Here is a 17,275-nt window from a genome sequence, read left to right on the forward strand (position 1 = left end):
ACCCCGGCCCGCCGGGGGGATACCACCCGCCCCCGGGGCCCGAACCCCCCCCCCCCTGCGCCCGCCCCCCCCCCCACCCGGCGTCGAGAGGGGCACCGGCACTTCGGCAACTTCCTTTGTTTTCAGCGAATTTGGTGCAGGGTGGGACGCGGGGGCGTCCCGGACGGGGCAGCGAGCCCCACGGGGAACCTCACGGAGGCTGGTGCACATGAGCGGCGACGCCCGCGGGACCGACGACCGAACCGACCGCGCGACGGACGCACCGGACTGGCCGGGACCGACCATCGACACGACCAAGGCGCACCCGGCGCGGGTGTACGACGTGCTGCTCGGCGGCAAGGACAACTACGAGGTGGACCGCGAGGCCGCCGCCGCAGCGCTCGCCGTCAATCCCCGGGGCTACCTGGACGTACGGCACAACCGCGACTTCCTGCGGCGGGCGGTGTCCCACGTGACGGGCACGACCGGGATTCGCCAGTTCCTCGACATCGGCACGGGGTTGCCGACCCGGGAGAACGTGCACCAGATCGCGCAGCGCACCGCCCCGGACACCAAGGTCGTGTACGTCGACAACGACCCCGTCGTCCTGGCCCACGCCCGTGCGCTGCTCACCAGTCACCCGGAGGGTCGGACCGCGTACGTGCACGCCGACTTACGGACGCCGGGGCGCATCCTCGACGAGGCCGCGGAAACGCTCGACCTGTCCCGGCCGGTGGCGCTGGTCCTCGTCTCGGTGCTGCACTTCGTCGAGGACGAGGAGGCGTACCCGGTCGTCGCCGAGCTGATCGGCCGGTTGGCGGCCGGCAGTGTCGTCGTCCTCAGTCATCTCAGTGCGGACTTCAACCCGGTGGCGATCGGCGGGGTGGCCCAGACGTTCCGGGCCCGGGGGTTCTCCTTCGTGCTCCGGTCCCGTGAGCAGGTCGCGCGGTTCGCCGCGGAGAACGGGCTGGAGCTGGTCGAGCCGGGCGTCGTCCGGGTGCACGAGTGGCGGCCGGACCGGATCGAGGACGTGGTGCGGGCGGCTCCCGCGGACCCGGCGTACGTCGCTTCGCTGGACTACGTCGACCGGACCAAGTACTTGGACATCACGGACGTCCGTGACGAGGACATCAACCTCTACGCGTGGGTCGCCCACAAACGCTGACCCCTGCGATGTCCCGTGCGGGTGCGTAGCGGTTGCCCTCGGTACGTCGTTCCCTGCGGGTGCGCTGTGCTTGCCCGCGCAGTTCCCCGCGCCCCTCCGGTGCGCTTCCCTGCGGGTGCGCTGTTGTTTTGCGCAGTTCCCCGCGCCCCCAGGGGGTACGTCGTTCCCTGCGGGTGCATGGGGGTTGCCCGCGCAGTTCCCCGCGCCCCTGTCGGGGGCCGTTTCGGGGCGGACGGCGACGGTGAGGAGCGCCCCGTCAGGGGCGCGGGGAACTGCGCAAAACCACAGCGCACCGCACAGAAACAACGCACCCACAGGAGAACGCACCGAAGGGGCGCGGGGAACTGCGCGGGCAACCGCTCCGCACCCGCACGGGACATCGCATCCCGCAGGGCAACGTGGGCGTCAGGGCCGCGACGGCTTGCCCTCACCGTGGAGCCACGTGGCCCAGACACGCCGCAGAGCGCCCCGGTGCCGAGGCGCGACCCGCTCGACGTACGCGGTGAACGCGGCCGTGTCCACCGTGCCGTACCGGTGAACCGTGGGCCACCCCCGCAGAACCTCCCGGAACGCGCCCTCCCCGACCGTACGCCGCACCTGGTGCAACACCATCGCCCCGCGCTGGTACACGGGCGCCTGCGAAACATCCGCGGCCGAGGGCGGCGCAGCAGGCGGGAACGCCCACACCGCCGCGTCCGCACCCGGCTCGTCGTAGTAGTCACCGCGGTACAACGCGTCGAAGACGCTCTGCGCGGTGCGCCCCCCGTGCTCCTCGTCCCACAGCCACTCGGCGTACGTGGCGAACCCCTCGTTGAGCCACATGTCCCGCCAGGTCCTCGGGGTGACGGAGTCCCCGTACCACTGGTGGGCGAGTTCGTGGACGATCAGGACGGGGTCCGGGGCGCCCGGGTAGACCGGGCGGGTCTGGGTCTCCAGCGCGTACCCGGCGTCACCGTCCCGGTCGACGATCGCGCCGGTGGCGGAGAACGGGTACGGGCCGAAGGTGCGCTCCGCCCAGGCCATGATCGCGGGCAGCCGGGAGAGCGGCTTGCGGGCGGCGGCGGCCACCTGCGGGTCGACCGCGTTGTACACGGACAGTTCGCGGCGCCCGTCGGTGGCCTTGATGCCGTCGTCCTCGGTGAGCCGGTCGGCGTCGATCCGGGAGGTGCCGACCCGGTAGCGGCCGATCGCCACGGTCGCCGTGTAGCTCGCCTGCGGCTCCGCGCCGTGCCAGTCGAAGGTGGTGCGGCCGTCGACGGTGCGGGTGGAGCGGAGCTCGCCGCCCGAGACGGCGGTGAGGCCCTCCGGAACGGTGACGGCGATGTCGTAGGCCGCCTTGTCACCGGGGTGGTGGTTGCCGGGGAACCAGGCCATCGACCCGGTGGGCTGTCCGAGGGCGAGGGCGCCGTCCGCGGTGGGCAGCCAGCCCTCCTCGGAGCCGTCCGGGTCGGTGATCGTGCGGGGCCGACCGGCGTAGCGCACGGTGGTGCGGAACTCCTCGCCCCGGGTGAGGGCGGCGCGGGGTCGCACGGTCAGTTCCTGTCCGTCGCGCGCGACGCGGGCGGACGCGCCGTCGACGGTGACCGAGCGGACGGTCAGGCCCAGCAGGTCCAGGTTGAAGGCGGTGAGGTCCGCGGTGGCCCGGGCGGTGAGGGTGGCCGTGCCGGTGAGGTGGCGGGTCTTCGGTGCGTAGGCGAGGGCGAGGTCGTAGTGGGTGACGTCGTAGCCACCGTTGCCCATCAGCGGGAAGTACGGGTCCCCGACCCCGTCGGCGCCCGCCCCGCGGCCACCGGACCCGGCGGTCAACCCGCCGCCCGTGGCGGTGCAGCCCGCCAGCACGGTGATCGCGAGGCCCAGCCCCAGCCGGGCGCGCGTACGGGCGCCGGTGGCGCAGCGCCTACGGGTACGGGTGCGGGCGGGGTCCACGCGACCGATCCTAAGCAGCCCGGGTCCGGCGCGCCTGCGGTGCCGGCGCCCGTGCGACGGGGGCGCCGGCACCGCAGGCGGGCTGGGCAGCGGGGGCTAGCGGTTGTTCAGCGCGGCGACGCCGGCCTTGGCGAACTTCTCGTCCAGGTCGCCCGAGGGGGCGCCCGCGACGCCGATGCCCGCGATCGGGGCGCCCTTCACGGTGACGGGGGCGCCGCCGCCGAGGAACAGGGTGCCGGGGATGTCCTTCAGGTTCGGGGTCTGGGCGAGGCGCTTGACCAGTTCGGAGGTGGGCGCGTTCCAGGAGACCGCGGTGAACGCCTTGCGCTCGGCGGACTCGTAGGACTGCGGGCCCGCGCCGTCGCCGCGCAGCGTCACCAGTGTGTTGCCGTTGCGGTCGACGACGGCGACCGTCACCCGCTGGTTCTCCCGCTCGGCCGCGTCGAGGGTGGCCTGCGCGGCGCGGGTCGCGGCGTCGACGGTGAGGTGCGTGGTCTGCTGGAGGTGACGGCCCGAGGGGTCGGCGGTGGCGGTGGTGCGGCCCGCCGCGGCCGGGGAGTCGGCGCTCGCCGACACGACGCCGAACGTTCCGGCGCCCACCGCGGCGAGGGCGAGTGCGCCGACGCCGATCCGGACGCGACGGCCCTTGGGGGACCGGTGCCGCCGGGGCGCGGCCGTCTCGGAGGTCGTGGCGGTCTCGTGGGTCTCGGGGGTGTGGCTCATGACGGCACTGCCTTTCGCTGGCGGGTCCGACCGGACCGGCCGGTGGGTGGTGGTGCCGGTGCGGCGCTGACCGGCTCACTTCGATCCTGGGGGCGGAACCGGTCGCTCCCCGTCGGCGGACCGGACACGGTGGCGGTGCGGGACGGCTGATCCGGGGGTCGACCGATCGGATGACCCCGCGGGTCCCGCACCGGGTCACAATGGGAGGGAATGCCCAAGCCGGGCCGGACCCGTACGCACCACGAGGAGGCACGGCGTGGCCGCACCGCCCCCACCGCACCGGACGCCTCCACCGCCGCAGCGGACTCCCCCACCGCACCGGACGTCTCCCGGCGCGGACCCGGACGCGCGCTGGCTGGCGGTCGTGATGCACACGGCGTTCTTCCTGCTGCTGGGCGCCTCGCTGGCCCGGTTCCTGCTGCGGCACCCCGGCGAACCCCGTACCCCCTGGATCATCGCGCTGTCCGTGGTCCTCGCCCTGCTGTACGTGCTGGGCCCGGCCCTCGGCACCACCGCGCCCGCCGACCCGCCCCCGGGCAACCGACGGCGCACCCGGGCCTCCGTGCTGCTGTGGCTGGGCATGGTCGTCGCCGTGTGGGTGGTGCTCGTCGTGCTCGCGCCCAGCTTCGCCTGGTGCGCGGTCCCCCTCTTCTACACCGGTCTGCGCACCCTGCCGGCGCGCCCCGCGCTCACGCTGATCGCCGTGCTCACCGCGTTCGTCGTGGTCGCCCAGATGCGGCTCGCCGACCGCTTCGACCCGAACCTGCTGCTGGCGCCGCCCGCCGTGGCCGCGATCGCGGCGGCCGGGTTCGTCCACATGCAACGTCAGGCGGCCCGGCAGCGCGCCCTGATCGACGACCTGATCCGCACCCGCCGGGAGCTGGCCGCCACCGAACGCCGGGCGGGCACCCTCATCGAACGGCAGCGGCTCGCGATGGAGATCCACGACAGCCTGGCCCAGGGCCTGTCCAGTCAGCGGATGCTGCTCCAGGCCGCCGACCGGGTGTGGGAGACGGACCCGGCGAAGGCCCGGGCGCACGTCCACGCCGCCGCCTCGATCGCCGAGCGCAGCCTCACCGACGCCCGGCGGTTCGTCCACGACCTGGCCCCCGCCGACCTCGCCGAGGGCGGCGGGCTGGTGGGGGCGCTGCGCCGGCTGGCGGACCGGGAGTCCCGCGCGGAACTGCCCGTGCGCTTCCACGTGGAGGGCACCCCGGCCGCACTGCCCGAACGGACGGAGTCGGCGGTGCTGCGGATCGCGCAGGGCGCCCTGGCGAACGTCCGGGAGCACGCCGCGGCCGGCACCGCGGCGCTCACCCTGACCTGTCTGGGCGACCAGCTCGTGCTGGACGTCGCGGACGACGGCCGGGGGTTCGTCCTGGAGGCCGTCGCCGCGGACCCGGCGGGCGTGCGGGGGCACGGGCTGCCGGCGATCCGGGCCCGGGTGCGCGCCCTGGGCGGCACCCTCACCATCGAATCGGCCCCGAACGAGGGCACGGTCCTGACCGTGTCGGTCCCCCTGCCCGCACCCGAACGCCCGGAGCGACGATGAGCACCCCCCACGGCCACCCCGTGCCCGACCCGCCCGCCGGCACCACCGGCGGCGGTCCCGTGCGACTGCTGCTCTGCGACGATCACGCCGTGGTCCGGGCGGGGCTGCTGGCCCTGCTCGGCAGCGAACCGGACTTCGAGGTGGTCGGCGAGGCGGGCGGCGGGGAGGAGGCCGTGGCGATGGCGGCGAAGCTCGGTCCGAACGTCGTCCTGATGGACCTCCAGTTGGGCGAGGGCATCGACGGGGTGGAGGCGACCCGGCAGATCGCGGCGACCGGCGGCCGGGTCCTCGTTCTCACCACGTACGACACGGACGCCGACATCACCCGGGCGATCGAGGCGGGCGCGACGGGCTACCTGCTCAAGGCGGAGCGGCCCGAGGAACTGTTCGCCGCGATCCGGGCCGCCGCCCGGGGGCACACGGCCCTGTCCGCGCCGGTCGCCAGCCGGGTGATGGAACGGATGCGCAGTCCGCGGCCGTCCCTCACGGCACGGGAGCGGGACATCCTCGGGCAGCTGGCCCGGGGGCTGGGCAACCGGGAGATCGCGCGGGCGCTGTTCATCAGCGAGGCGACGGTGAAGACGCACCTGGGGCGCATCTACGACAAGTTGGGCGTCGACACCCGGGCGGGGGCGGTGGCGGTGGCCACGGAACGGCGACTGCTCGCCTGAGCGCCCGGCGACGGGGGCGGTCCGGCGGCGGGGATCGGGGGCGTGGCGCCGTGCGACCATCGGGGGGTGCTCGACATCGGATACGCCCTCTCCAACCGCTTCCCGGACCCCCCGCAGACCGACTACCGCCGGGCGGACGTCCGCGCGCTGCGCTACGACCTCTTCTGCGGGGACGTGTACCTCGCGGACACCGAAGCGGACCGGGAGTTGTCCACAGCCTGGGGATGGGTGCCCGTCCTGGACTTCGCGTGGGCGCTGTGCGACATCGTGGAACGGCTGGACCGCAACCCGCTGGGGGCGCGGGCGGCGGAGCCGCAGTACGCCGAGCTGGACTTCACCGAGTCGACGGACCGCCTGCTGTTCGAGCGGCGCTTCGGCTGGGTCGACATCGAGGCGGAGTGGCGGCCCGTGGACGACAAGCCGCTGTCCTTCGCGCACACGGAGCTGCGCCGCGAGGCCCGGGACTTCCTGCACGACCTGATCGCGGACCTGACCGACCTGCACGACGACCTCGCGGAGAACCCGACGATCTGGACCCTCCAGTCCCGCTTCCCCCGCATCGCCTGAGGACCCGTATCCCCTGGGGCCCGCAGCCACCCGGGGACCGGGGACCCTCGGGCGCCCGGGCCCGCTCAGCCCTCGACGCGCACCCCCAGCTCGCCGGCGAACAGCCAGGCCAGGTCCAGTAGTTGGGACGGGCTGATCACCGCGCCCCGGAGCCCCTCGACCCCACGGGTGATCTCCAACTGGTCTGCCCCCCGCAGATCCACGTCCCTCAACTGCGCCCCGCCGAAGTCCACCCCCTTGAGCACGCAGTCGTGGAACTCCACCCGCTCCAACGTGGCGCCGCCGAAGTCGGGTTCGACCAGGACGACCGACTCGAACACCACGTCCTTGAGCCGGGCCTGCCGCAGGTTCAGATAGTCGATCTTGCCGCCCCGGACGACCACCCGCTCCAGGTTGGCGCCGTGCAGCTGCACCCCGCCGAGCCGGGCGTCGACCACCTCGGCGTCCCGCAGGGTCGCCTCCGCCAGGTCCGTACCCACGCCACGGGCACCGCTGAGGACGGTGTCGACGATCCTGGCCCGGGTCAGTCTGGTCTCGTTGAGCGTGACGCCCGACAGCCGGCAGTCCAGGAAGTGCGCGCCGCCGCCGTCCTGACCCGAGCAGTCCAGGTCCGTGAACTCCACTCCGTCGTAGTCCCCGTCGGGCTCCCACCCGGCGCCCCGGAACGGGACCAGTGCCGGGAGGTTGACCGTGGGCCGCTTCGCCCTCTTCACCGTCGCGCTTCGCGTCATGGCCCCCATCGTGCACCCGACCACTGACAGTGACCCTCCGGTGCCACCACCCGGAGCGGCTTGACCTCAAGTTTGCTTCAGGTTGCAGGCTGTGATCGTACCGCCGAAGAGGGCAGCCCCCACCCATGAGGAGTCACCATGCGCGCCGTCCGCCTGCACGCCTTCGGGCCCGCCGAGAACCTGGTGTGCGAAGAGGTGCCCGACCCGGTGCCCGCCGCCGGCGAAGTCCTGATCGAGGTGGCCGCCGCCGGGGTGCACGTCCTGGACACCGACCTGCGCAAGGGGGTCCAGGGCCCCCTGCCCCGCCCCGTGGAACTGCCCACCGTCCCGGGCCGCGAGGTCGCCGGCACGGTCAGCGCCGTCGGCGAGGGCACCGACCCCGCCCTGCTGGGCCGGCGCGTGGTCGCCCACCTCGGCATGAACCCGGGCGGGTACGCGGCCCGGGCCGCCGTCCCCGCCGAGCGACTGCACGAGGTCCCCCCGCAGCTGGACTTCGCCGCCGCGGTCGCCATGATCGGGACGGGGCGCACCGCGATGGGCATCGTCCAGTTCGCCGAGCCGGGCCCGAAGGACGTGGTGGTCGTCCCGTCCGCGGCGGGCGGCATGGGCACCCTCTTCGTGCAGCACGCGAAGAACGCCGGTGCGGTGGTCGTGGGCCTGGCGGGCGGCGCGCCCAAGCTCGACCGGGTCCGGGCGGCCGGCGCCGACCTCGCCGTGGACTACCGCGAACCCAGCTGGTCCACACAGGTGCGGGACTTCCTCGACGGGCGCGGGCTGCCGGGCGCGACGATCGTCTACGACGGCGTGGGCGGCGACACCGCGCGGGCCGCCGTCGACCTGCTCGCCCCGGGCGGCCGGCACCTGGTCTTCGGGTGGTTCGACGCCGAAGGCAGCGGGACGGGCGGCCCGTACGAACCCGACGGGGCGTTCCTCAAGGAGCGGGGCGTCACCTCCACCTACGTGCTCGGGCCCGCGATGATGGAGAAGGCGGGCGGCGAGAACCCGATCCGCACCCTGGAGCTGCGCTCCCTGGCCCTGGCCGCCGAGGGGCGACTCGTCCCGGCGATCACCCGCTTCCCGCTCGCCGCGGCGGCCCGCGCCCACCACGCCCTGGAGACCCGCCGCACCGTCGGCAAGGTCGTCCTGGAACCCTGACCGCGCCGCGACACGGAGGCGGGAGCGGCGGATGCGGATGCGACCCGTCCCGTTCCGTGGTGTTCTGTCAGGGTGAGTACGCCCCTGAGCGGTGAACCGGCCGACGAACCGGCGGCGGACGGCACGCCGGACCGCCACCGCTGGTGGGGGCTCGTCGTCATCGCGCTCGCCCAGCTCATGGTGGTCCTCGACGCGACGATCGTGAACATCGCGCTCCCCTCCGCCCAACGGGACCTCGGCATCTCGGACGCCAACCGCCAATGGGTCATCACCGCGTACACCCTGGCCTTCGGCGGACTGCTGCTGCTCGGCGGGCGCATCGCCGACTTCGTGGGCCGCAAAAGGACGTTCATCATCGGCCTGATCGGATTCGCCGTGGCCTCCGGGATCGGCGGGGCGGCCACCACCTCGGGCATGCTGTTCGGGGCCCGGGCGCTCCAGGGCGCGTTCGCGGCGCTCCTCGCGCCCTCCGCGCTGTCCCTGCTGACGACGTCGTTCATCGACCCCAAGGAACGGGCCCGGGCCTTCGGCATCTACGGCGCCATCGCGGGCGGCGGCGCGGCGATCGGCCTGATCATGGGCGGGGTGCTCACCGAGTTCCTGGACTGGCGCTGGTGCCTGTACGTGAACGTGCCCATCGCGGGCATCGCGGTCCTCGGCGCGGTGACCCTGCTCCACGACCGCCCCGGGCACCGGGAGGCCAGCCTCGACATCCCGGGCGTCGTGCTGGGCTGCGGCGGACTGGTGGCGATCGTCTACGGGTTCAACGAGGCCGAACCGCGCGGCTGGACCGACCCGTTGGTGCTGGGCCTCCTGCTGGGCGGCGTGGCGCTGCTGGCCGCGTTCGTCTGGTGGCAGACCCGCGCGCCGCACCCCCTGCTGCCGCTGCACGTCGTCCGGGAACGGAACCGGGCCGGTTGTTTCCTGACGATGGCCCTGGTCACGATCGGGCTGTTCGGGACGTTCCTGTTCCTGACCTACTACCTCCAGACGATCCTCGGCTACTCCCCGTTGAAGGCGGGCCTCGCGTTCCTGCCGATGACCGCGGCGATCATCATCGGGTCCACCCAGGTGTCGGCGCGGCTGATGCAGTACGTGGCGCCGCGCGTCCTGATGGTGCCCGGACTGGTGCTCGCGGCGGGCGGTCTGGTGATCCTGACCCAACTGACCGTGCACGCCGAGTACGCGACGCACGTCCTGCCCGCCGAACTGCTGCTCGGCCTCGGGATGGGCATGACGTTCATGCCGGTGATGGCGACGGCCACGCTGGGGGTGGCCCCGCGGGACTCCGGGGTGACCTCGGCGACCGTCAACACCTCCCAGCAGGTGGGCGGTTCCATCGGGACGGCGCTGCTGAACACGATCGCCACCAGCTCCGCGGGCGCGTACGTGGCGTCCCACCTGAGCGCGTCCGACGCCCACGACCCGGCGGCGGTGGCCCGGATCACCAACGTGGGCGTGGTGCACGGCTACACCGTCGCCATCTGGTGGGCCGTCGGGATCATGCTGCTGGCGGCGGTGGTCGCCGGGACGATGGTGACGGGCCGCCCCCGACCCCACCCCACGCCCGCCGGCGAACCCCTGCGCACGCCCACGTCGTGAGCGGCCCACCCCGGCCCGCCCACCAGGAACGCTCCGAGCGATGATTCCACGGGGCCGACCCGGTCTATCCCGTCGTCACCACCGGGTGGCCGTCACCACCGAACGATCGAAGAGGAGCAACCGTCGTGCGCATCGTGGTCAGCGAGTTCATCAGCCTGGACGGAGTCGTGCAGGCGCCGGGCGGACCGGACGAGGACACCGACGGCGGGTTCGCCCACGGCGGCTGGTCGCACCCGTTCTTCGACCCGGAGGTGGTCGGCAGTGCCTTCACCGAGGTACTGGCCGGGGCCGACGCCCTGCTCTTCGGGCGCCGCACCTGGCAGACCATGGCCGCGGCCTGGCCGGACCGGGCGGGCGACCCGTTCGCCGACCGGATGAACGCCCTCCCCAAGTACGTGGTCTCCCGGACCCTGACCCCCTCCGACCTCACCTGGGACCCCACCACGCTCATCCCCGGCGACGGAGCCGTGGCCCGTCTGCGGGAACTGCGCGGCGCCGAGGGCGGCGACCTGGTCGTCATGGGCAGCCCCACCCTGGTGCGCACCCTGCTCGCCGAGGACCTGGTCGACGAGCTGCGGCTGATGGTGATGCCGGTGCTGCTCGGCGGCGGCAAGAGCATCTTCCCCGCCGACGGCGGGCTGCGCACCCTGGAGCTCGCCGCCACGGTCACCAGCGAAGCGGGCGTCCAGGTCACCACGTACCGCCGGGCGGCGGGGTAGCGGCTACGCCCCGGGGGCCGGCGCGCCCAGTGCGGTCAGCGCGTCGTCCGTGAGGCGGTACACCGTCCACTCGTCCTGCGGCCGGGCACCCAACGCGCGGTAGAAGTCGATGGAGGGCTGGTTCCAGTCGAGGACCGACCACTCCAGGCGCTCGTAGCCGCGGTCCACGCAGATCCGGGCGAGTTCCGTCAGCAGGGCCTTGCCGTGGCCGCCGCCGCGCCGGTCGGGGCGGACGTACAGGTCCTCCAGGTAGATGCCGTGCACCCCGCGCCAGGTGGAGAAGTTCAGGAACCACAGGGCGAAACCGACGGGCTCGCCGGTCGCGTCGTCCTCGGCGACGTGCGCGTACGCCGCCGGCCGCTCGCCGAACAGCGCCTCGCGCAGCTGCTCCTCGGTGGCCCGCACCTCGTGCAGCGCCTTCTCGTAGTCGGCCAGTTCACGGACCATGGCGTGGATGGCGGGCACGTCGGCGGGGGTGGCGGTACGGATCATGCCGGCCAGTAAACCCGGTGTATCACCCACCGGTCCAGTGGTTCCGGGGAGTGGTCACAGGGAGCGGTCCCCGGGGTGGGGTCCCGGGAGGGGGACGCGTCCCGGGGAGCCGATCCGGTCGGCGGAAGCCGCTCCGCCCCGCTCACCGCGTACGGTCCGCTCACCGCGTACGGTGCCTCAGCATCAGCTCGGCGATCCGCAGCTGCATGTCCTGGAGGGGCTCCCCGTCCTCGATGTCCCACAGCGAGTTCTGGAGCGCCCGGGCCAGCGTCCACCGCGCCGCGCTCCCCCGGTCCAGGCCCAGCCGCTCGGACAGCAGGTCGAAGCGCCACAGCACCTCGCCGTCCTCGTAGCGGTTGTCCAGGGCCGGCATGATGTCGAAGCCCGGGTCCCCGACCAGCGGGTTCGGGTCGATGGCGAGCCAGGGCTCGCGGTCGGCGGCCAGCACGTTGTCGAAGTGCAGGTCCCAGTGGAGCAGCCGGTCCCCCGGCTGGGGCAGCACCTCGCGCAGGGCGTCGCCGCAGGCGGTCAGTACGCGTCGGGCGGTCGGGTCGGGGACCCGGTCCAGGGCGCCGGGCAGATCGGCGAGCATGTCGGCCCCGATGTCGGCGAGGTGCTGCACCCCGTCCGGCCCCGGCACCGCGGTCAGCCGGGCCAGCAGGTCCCCGATGACGGCGACCGCGGCCCGGGAGTCCTCGACGGCCGACAACGGGCGGCTCTCGTCGGCGCGTTCGAGCAGCTGGGTGGTGGTCTTCTCGTCGATCTCCAGCAGCCGGATGATCCCCTGACCGTCCCAGATCCGCAGGGCGAGCCCCTGGTACACGCTGTCCTCGTCCGCGACCTGCATCTTCAGCACGGCGGGCGTTCCGTCGACCCGGGTCACCGGCAGGACCAGGGACGCCATTCCGTGCATCGGGGGGCCGGTGACGGTCAGCTCCCAGTGGTCGACGTACTCGGCGGCCAGCCGCGGCAGGTCCTCGATGAACGCCCGGCCCGCCTCCCCCTTGGCCCGGTGCTGGCTCGTGATGAGTTCCGCCGGGATCTCGAACCCGGGACGCGTCCGCTGCTTCTCGGTCATCCGACCGATCCTAGGCAGCGCACCCCGCGCACCGCCCCTGAATATCCGGCGGCGACCGGCTGGCCGGAGGTCACTCCACGTCGATGCCGAAGTCCCCCACCAGCGCGCCCAACCCGCCCTCGTACCCCTTGCCGCCCACCACGAAGTTCCAGTCGCCGCCGGCGCGGCGCCGGAACGAGCCGAGGACCAGGGCCGTCTCGCCGGGGCGCCCGTCGGAGACCTCCAACTGGTCGAGTTCCGTGCCGTCGGCGTCCCGCAACCGGATGCCCGCGCCGGTGAACCCGGCGAGGTCGGCGTCCGGGTTGACCTCCGGGTCGACGGCCGCCACCAGCACCAGCCGGTCCGCCGCCGCGGGCAGCCCGTCGAACGCGACCCGGACGGCGGCCCGGTCGCCCGCGAACCCGCCGAGCATCCGCACCGAACCGTCCGGGGTGCCGGGGTTGTTGAAGAAGACGAACCAGTCGTCGCCGAGCACCCGTCCGCCCCGGCACACCAACGCGCAGACGTCCAGCGCGACGGACCCGGACCAGGACATGCCGAGCACGTTGTAGTCACCGCCCCCGTACGTGTCGTCGTCGCCGCTCCGGTGCGTGCCGTCGTCGCCGGGACCGTACGCGGCCCGGGAGCCGGGGCCGCCGTGCCGGGCGCCCGCCGCCCGGCCGTGCGGGGCGCCAGCCGACCCGGGGCCGTCCGGGCCACTGGGCATGACCAGCGTCGGGGCACTGGCCGACGCCGCGACCGCACCGGCAGGCCCAACAGGCGCGGTGGGTCCGGTGGGTGCGGTGGGCCCGCCGCCTTGCGCACCCGGGGCCGTCGGGCCGCCGCCGAGCCGCCCCAGCAGCCCGTGCGCATGCAGCAGGTCGACGAGTTCCGCACCGGAGACCAGGGTGAGCGGCTTGCCGTTGGCGAAGGTGTACGAACCGGGGCCGAAGCCGGAGGTCGTCACCAGCACCCCCTTGTTGGCGCCCTGGTCCTGCACGGTCCCGTACAGATCGCGGACCGCGCTCGGCGGCACCGTGTTCCGGTACCGCTTGACCTGGACCACGATCTTGCCGCCGCTGATCGGATCGGGATCGACCGCGTCCACGTCGACACCGCCGTCCCCCGACCGCTGGGTGGTGACGGCCTGCATGCCGCGGGCCCGGAACAACTCGGCGACCAGGCCCTCGAACTCCAGCGGGTCCATCTCCAGCAGGTCCGGCTCGGCGCCCCCGCCATGGCTGATCACCCCCGCGCCCACCTGCTCCGGCAGCCGCACCGGCCGCACCGCGGTCCGCTGGTCGGGCTTGGCCGACAGGCTGCCGCGCAGGGCGCCCGTCAGACAGTCCACCGCGTTCACCATCTCCAGCCGCAGCTCCCCGAAGGCGTTCCGCTCCGCGACCACGGAGGCGACGACGATCTCCGCGCGCCGGCCGGTCGCCGGATCGTGGTCGTCCACGAAACCGTTGAGGGCGACGGACGCCAACACCCCGTGCTCGTCCGCCGCGAACACGTCCCGCAGCGCCAGCAGCACGCTCTGCGCCAGCACCTCCCGGTACAGGGCCCGCCGCTGGGTGACCGGCCGGGGGCTCTCCTTCACCTGGTCCGCGTTGATCAGGTAGCGCGCCGACTTCGTCTCCGGGACGACGTCGAGCGCCGGCAGCTCCCAGGTCAGGACGAACTGCCGCGGCCCGGGGTCGAACGCGGCGCTCACCTGCCGGGGGAAGCCCTCCGGCCACACCGAGTTGGCGTACAGCGCCGCCGAGAAGTACTCCACGACCGTGTCGGGCTCCGCCGCGCGCAGGGCCGCGGTCATCGAACCGACACCCCGGTTGTGCCCGCGCACCTCGGCGAGCCGACCGGCGGCCCAGGTCTCGTACCGGTGGCGGTAGTCGGCCAGCTCCCGCAGCCGCCGCTCCTCCGCGAGCCGCGCCGCGTCCCAGTCCCGCCGGTAGCGTTCCTGGGCCTCCTGCTGGGCGCGTGCCCGGGCACCTGGACCCCAGCCACCGGCCCGGGCTTCGTACGCCCTCGGGTCCGGCATCGGCACCGGCACGGCGAGCGGTCCGGGCGCGAACGCCTCCACCGACTCCTCGCGCCGCAGCGCCGCCACCCGGAACGCGGGCGCGCGGCAGCCGGCGACCAGCAACCCCGACAGTTCGGCGACCCGCGTTTCGATCTCCTCGGTGCGGCGCAGGGCGTCCGTCTCCCGCTGTCTGCGGTACGCGGCCTGCTGTTCGCGGTGCATCCGGGCGAGGTCCCGCTCCCGGGCCCGCTGGTCACGCTCGTACGCGCGCTGCTGACGGGCCTGTTGGCGCCGGCCCTCTTCGTACTGCCGCTGCTGCTGCCGCTGGGCCTCGGCCCACGCACCGATCAGCCCACCCGAACGCCGCCCCACCGAGCCCGCCCCTTACGTCCGCCTCGCACGGTCCGCGCGCACCTTCCGCCCCGACCGCTCACTCTTCGACCTCCCAGTCTTACCAATTCGAACGCGATCCGACAGGTTTTCACCTGATTCGGCGCAGATCAGGGCCGGGACGCAGCGCCGATCGCCCGGCCGGTCGCCTCACCGGCGCCCCTCTCCAGCTCCTCCGGCCCGTCCGGCGACGACAGCGTGCACCAGACCACCGCACCGTCGCCCCGGATGCCCCAGTCGTCGGCGAGCGCCTCCACCAGGAACAGCCCGCGGCCCCGCTCGGCCAGCGGATCGCGGGGCAGGAACGGCGCGGTGCGCGCGAACGCCTCGCGGGCGGCGGGCGGGGCGGCCCGGGCCGACGCCGGAACGTCTCGGGGCGCCGGAGGTCCGGTCGGCGGCGCACCGGGCGCGGGTCTCGGCGGGGCCACCACGGGACGGGCCCGGCCGGCCGCGGGACGGGGCGCAGCGGGTACGGGGCGGGGCCCGCCGTTCGCGTACGGGACCGGGCCGCCGTTCGGAAACGCGGTCGGGGTCGCGGTCGCGGGCAGGGTCGGGGGCGGGGTCGCGGGCGGACCGGGTAAAGGGCGGGGGGTCGGCGCGGGTACGGGGCGGGCCGCCGGGGCGGTTACGGGGCGGGGCGTCGGCAGGGGGCTCGTCCGCACCTCGACCCGTACCGTGCGCGCCGTACGGCTCAGGTGGATGCCGACCTCGTCGCCCCACCCGTGCTGGAACGCGTTCGTCACCAGTTCGCTCACCACCAACTGCGCCGGCTCGACCAGTTCCTCCAGACGCCAGTGCCGCAGCTGCGCCCGGACGATGCGGCGGATCTGCCGGGGCCGCGCGCCGTCCCGTTCCGTCAGTACCCCGCCCGGAAGTGAGGTGCGCAGATAACTCACGGCGAATCCGCCTTCCGCCGTGGTGTCCGTCGTGCCCGCCGTATGGTCGTTTCCGCGGTCGACTGTTCTGGTGCCGCTCACCCTGTTCTCCAAGGGGCCTGGATCGTTCAGTGTCGATCGATATCGATGGATGGCCTTCAATGTCCGTGCAAGAGATAACCGTCCTTGCGGTGTTCACCGGTACCGTTGGAGACCAGTGGGACCGTGAATACCGTGAACACCCAGATCGGCACGGGGAGTTGAGGTCATGGCCACGAGGAAGCGCACCCCCAATCCCAACCTCGCCCGGCTGCTCGACGAGGCCGGATGGACGCGGACGCAACTCGCGCAGCAGGTCAACCGGCTCGGCCCGCAGGCCGGGTTGAATCTGACGTACGACCGCACGGCGGTGGCGCACTGGATCGCCGGCACGGCACCGAGGCCGCAGGTCAGGGCCCTGATCGTGGAGGCACTGTCCGCGCAGCTGGGCCGTCCGGTGACCCATGCCGAGGCGGGGCTCGCCCCCGCCGAACGCGCCGCACCGGCCGGCGGGGCCGGCGCCACCGGGGACGCGGTGGAGGAGTTGATCGAGCTGGGCCGGGCCACGATGGACCCGTCCCGGCGGGGGGTGCTCGCGGCCTCCGTGTTCTCGGCCGCGCTCACCCTGCCCGCGTTCACGCTCCCCGCGCACGCCGCCGACCGACCCGCGACGACCTGGCGACCCGGGCACCGCACCGTCCGGATCGGCACCTCCCAGGTCTGGTCGGTACGCACCATGACCGACCGGATCGCCGACATCCTCGACGAGTTGGGCGCCGCGCACGCCATGCCCATGGCGTCCGCGTTCCTCGTCAACACGGTCGGCCCCTGGCTCAAGGCCCAGGCCACCGAACCGGTCCGCAAGGACATGCTCGCCGCGGCGGCCGACCTGGCGTACCTCACCGGTTGGATGGCCATGTACGAGAAGGCCCACGGTCTGGGCCAGCAGTACTACGTACGGGCCCTGGGCCTCGCGCAGGAGGCGGAGGACCAGGTCACGTACTGCCGCACCCTGCGCGGGATGTCCTTGCAGGCGTCGAACCTGGGCCACGGCCGCAAGGCCCTGGAACTGGCCGACTCGGCGGCCGAGGCGGCGCCCTCGGCCGCGCCCAGACTGGTCGCCTTCCTCCGCGGCCAACAGGCGCACGCGGCGGCGATGGTCGGCGACCGCGGCCTCGCGCACACCCGACTGCGCGAGGCCGAGGACGCGTTGTCCCGGGCGGACAACAGGCGGGAGTCGATCGGCGGCTACGACCGTACGGCCTGGCTGTTCCACGTGGCGCACGTGCTCCACGAGGAACGGGACCTCCAGGGCAGCATCCGCGTCCTCCAGCAGTCGATCAAGCACCAGCCGGTGCAGGAGCGGCAGGGCCGGGCCCATGCGTACGCGGTGCTCGCCGAGCGCCAACTCGCCCTGGGGCACCTCGACGCGGCGTGTCACAGCTGGGGGCGGTTCCTCGACGAGTACGAACACGTGAGCAGTGCCCGGGCCGACGGCCACTTCCGTACCCTGCGGGGCGTGGTGCGGCGGCACGCGCGGGCCCGGCCGGTGGCCCGGCTCGCCGACCGGGCCGGGGAGATCGCCGCGCTCAAGGCGGCGTGAACCCGC

Annotated in this window: 15 protein-coding genes; 8 read left to right on the forward strand and 7 right to left on the reverse strand. The window is 74.0% G+C overall.

The genetic code is table 11. The features are described from left to right. Positions 1-208 precede the first annotated feature (208 nt). A complete protein-coding gene (locus tag ACFV88_RS13335) occupies positions 209-1,144 on the forward strand; it encodes an SAM-dependent methyltransferase (RefSeq protein ID WP_385489695.1) in 936 nt (311 codons plus the stop codon). A 405-nt stretch (positions 1,145-1,549) separates the two neighbouring features. Here ACFV88_RS13335 and ACFV88_RS13340 read toward each other — a convergent pair whose 3' ends face one another. Together ACFV88_RS13340 and ACFV88_RS13345 are read right to left on the reverse strand one after the other, a co-directional pair. Beyond that, entirely contained in the window at positions 1,550-3,079 is a 1,530-nt protein-coding gene (locus ACFV88_RS13340; RefSeq protein ID WP_385490186.1) for a M1 family metallopeptidase, read from the reverse strand. Positions 3,080-3,166: 87 nt separating this feature from the next. Further along, the gene (locus ACFV88_RS13345; protein WP_385489698.1) at positions 3,167-3,793 is read right to left on the reverse strand and encodes a heme-binding protein; all 627 of its coding nucleotides are present in this window, start codon (positions 3,791-3,793) and stop codon (positions 3,167-3,169) included. A 256-nt stretch (positions 3,794-4,049) separates the two neighbouring features. On the opposite strand from ACFV88_RS13345, the gene ACFV88_RS13350 reads away from it, so the two are divergent. From ACFV88_RS13350 to ACFV88_RS13360, 3 genes are all read left to right on the forward strand, one after another. Then, positions 4,050-5,345, forward strand: a complete 1,296-nt coding sequence (locus ACFV88_RS13350) for a sensor histidine kinase (RefSeq protein WP_385489700.1) — start codon at positions 4,050-4,052, stop codon at positions 5,343-5,345. After that, positions 5,342-6,016, forward strand: coding sequence for a response regulator (locus tag ACFV88_RS13355; protein WP_385489703.1), 675 nt, complete (start codon positions 5,342-5,344; stop codon positions 6,014-6,016). The genes ACFV88_RS13350 and ACFV88_RS13355 overlap by 4 nt, the downstream gene beginning before the upstream one ends. Before the next feature lie 66 nt (positions 6,017-6,082). Then, positions 6,083-6,583, forward strand: coding sequence for a hypothetical protein (locus tag ACFV88_RS13360; RefSeq protein WP_385489705.1), 501 nt, complete (start codon positions 6,083-6,085; stop codon positions 6,581-6,583). A 65-nt stretch (positions 6,584-6,648) separates the two neighbouring features. On the opposite strand, the gene ACFV88_RS13365 is transcribed toward ACFV88_RS13360, so the two are convergent. Beyond that, positions 6,649-7,314 (reverse strand): pentapeptide repeat-containing protein, encoded by a 666-nt coding sequence (locus ACFV88_RS13365; protein ID WP_385489707.1) that lies wholly within the window; start codon positions 7,312-7,314, stop codon positions 6,649-6,651. A gap of 138 nt (positions 7,315-7,452) precedes the next feature. Between ACFV88_RS13365 and ACFV88_RS13370 the strand changes: the two genes are divergently transcribed. The 3 genes from ACFV88_RS13370 to ACFV88_RS13380 all read left to right on the forward strand — a co-directional run bounded on the left by ACFV88_RS13370 (position 7,453) and on the right by ACFV88_RS13380 (position 10,790). Next, the gene (locus ACFV88_RS13370; RefSeq protein WP_385489709.1) at positions 7,453-8,469 is read left to right on the forward strand and encodes a zinc-binding dehydrogenase; all 1,017 of its coding nucleotides are present in this window, start codon (positions 7,453-7,455) and stop codon (positions 8,467-8,469) included. A gap of 72 nt (positions 8,470-8,541) precedes the next feature. Then, positions 8,542-10,071, forward strand: coding sequence for an MFS transporter (locus ACFV88_RS13375; RefSeq protein ID WP_385489711.1), 1,530 nt, complete (start codon positions 8,542-8,544; stop codon positions 10,069-10,071). Between the two features lie 125 nt (positions 10,072-10,196). Beyond that, positions 10,197-10,790 carry a dihydrofolate reductase family protein gene (locus ACFV88_RS13380; protein ID WP_385489713.1) on the forward strand — a complete coding sequence of 198 codons (594 nt, stop codon included), beginning with the start codon at positions 10,197-10,199 and terminating at the stop codon, positions 10,788-10,790. 3 nt (positions 10,791-10,793) lie between these two features. Here ACFV88_RS13380 and ACFV88_RS13385 read toward each other — a convergent pair whose 3' ends face one another. From ACFV88_RS13385 to ACFV88_RS13400, 4 genes are all read right to left on the reverse strand, one after another. Then, a complete protein-coding gene (locus ACFV88_RS13385; protein ID WP_385489715.1) occupies positions 10,794-11,282 on the reverse strand; it encodes a GNAT family N-acetyltransferase in 489 nt (162 codons plus the stop codon). A gap of 160 nt (positions 11,283-11,442) precedes the next feature. Next, positions 11,443-12,360 carry an aminoglycoside phosphotransferase family protein gene (locus tag ACFV88_RS13390; RefSeq protein ID WP_385489717.1) on the reverse strand — a complete coding sequence of 306 codons (918 nt, stop codon included), beginning with the start codon at positions 12,358-12,360 and terminating at the stop codon, positions 11,443-11,445. Positions 12,361-12,430: 70 nt separating this feature from the next. After that, on the reverse strand, positions 12,431-14,734 hold the full coding sequence (locus ACFV88_RS13395) for a restriction endonuclease (protein WP_385489720.1): 2,304 nt from the start codon (positions 14,732-14,734) through the stop codon (positions 12,431-12,433). Positions 14,735-14,862: 128 nt separating this feature from the next. After that, positions 14,863-15,729 (reverse strand): ATP-binding protein, encoded by an 867-nt coding sequence (locus ACFV88_RS13400; protein WP_385489723.1) that lies wholly within the window; start codon positions 15,727-15,729, stop codon positions 14,863-14,865. Between the two features lie 166 nt (positions 15,730-15,895). Between ACFV88_RS13400 and ACFV88_RS13405 the strand changes: the two genes are divergently transcribed. After that, positions 15,896-17,269 carry a hypothetical protein gene (locus ACFV88_RS13405; protein WP_385489726.1) on the forward strand — a complete coding sequence of 458 codons (1,374 nt, stop codon included), beginning with the start codon at positions 15,896-15,898 and terminating at the stop codon, positions 17,267-17,269. Positions 17,270-17,275 lie beyond the last annotated feature (6 nt).

This window comes from Streptomyces sp. NPDC059816 (assembly GCF_042732055.1).
Taxonomy (GTDB): Bacteria; Actinomycetota; Actinomycetes; order Streptomycetales; family Streptomycetaceae; genus Streptomyces.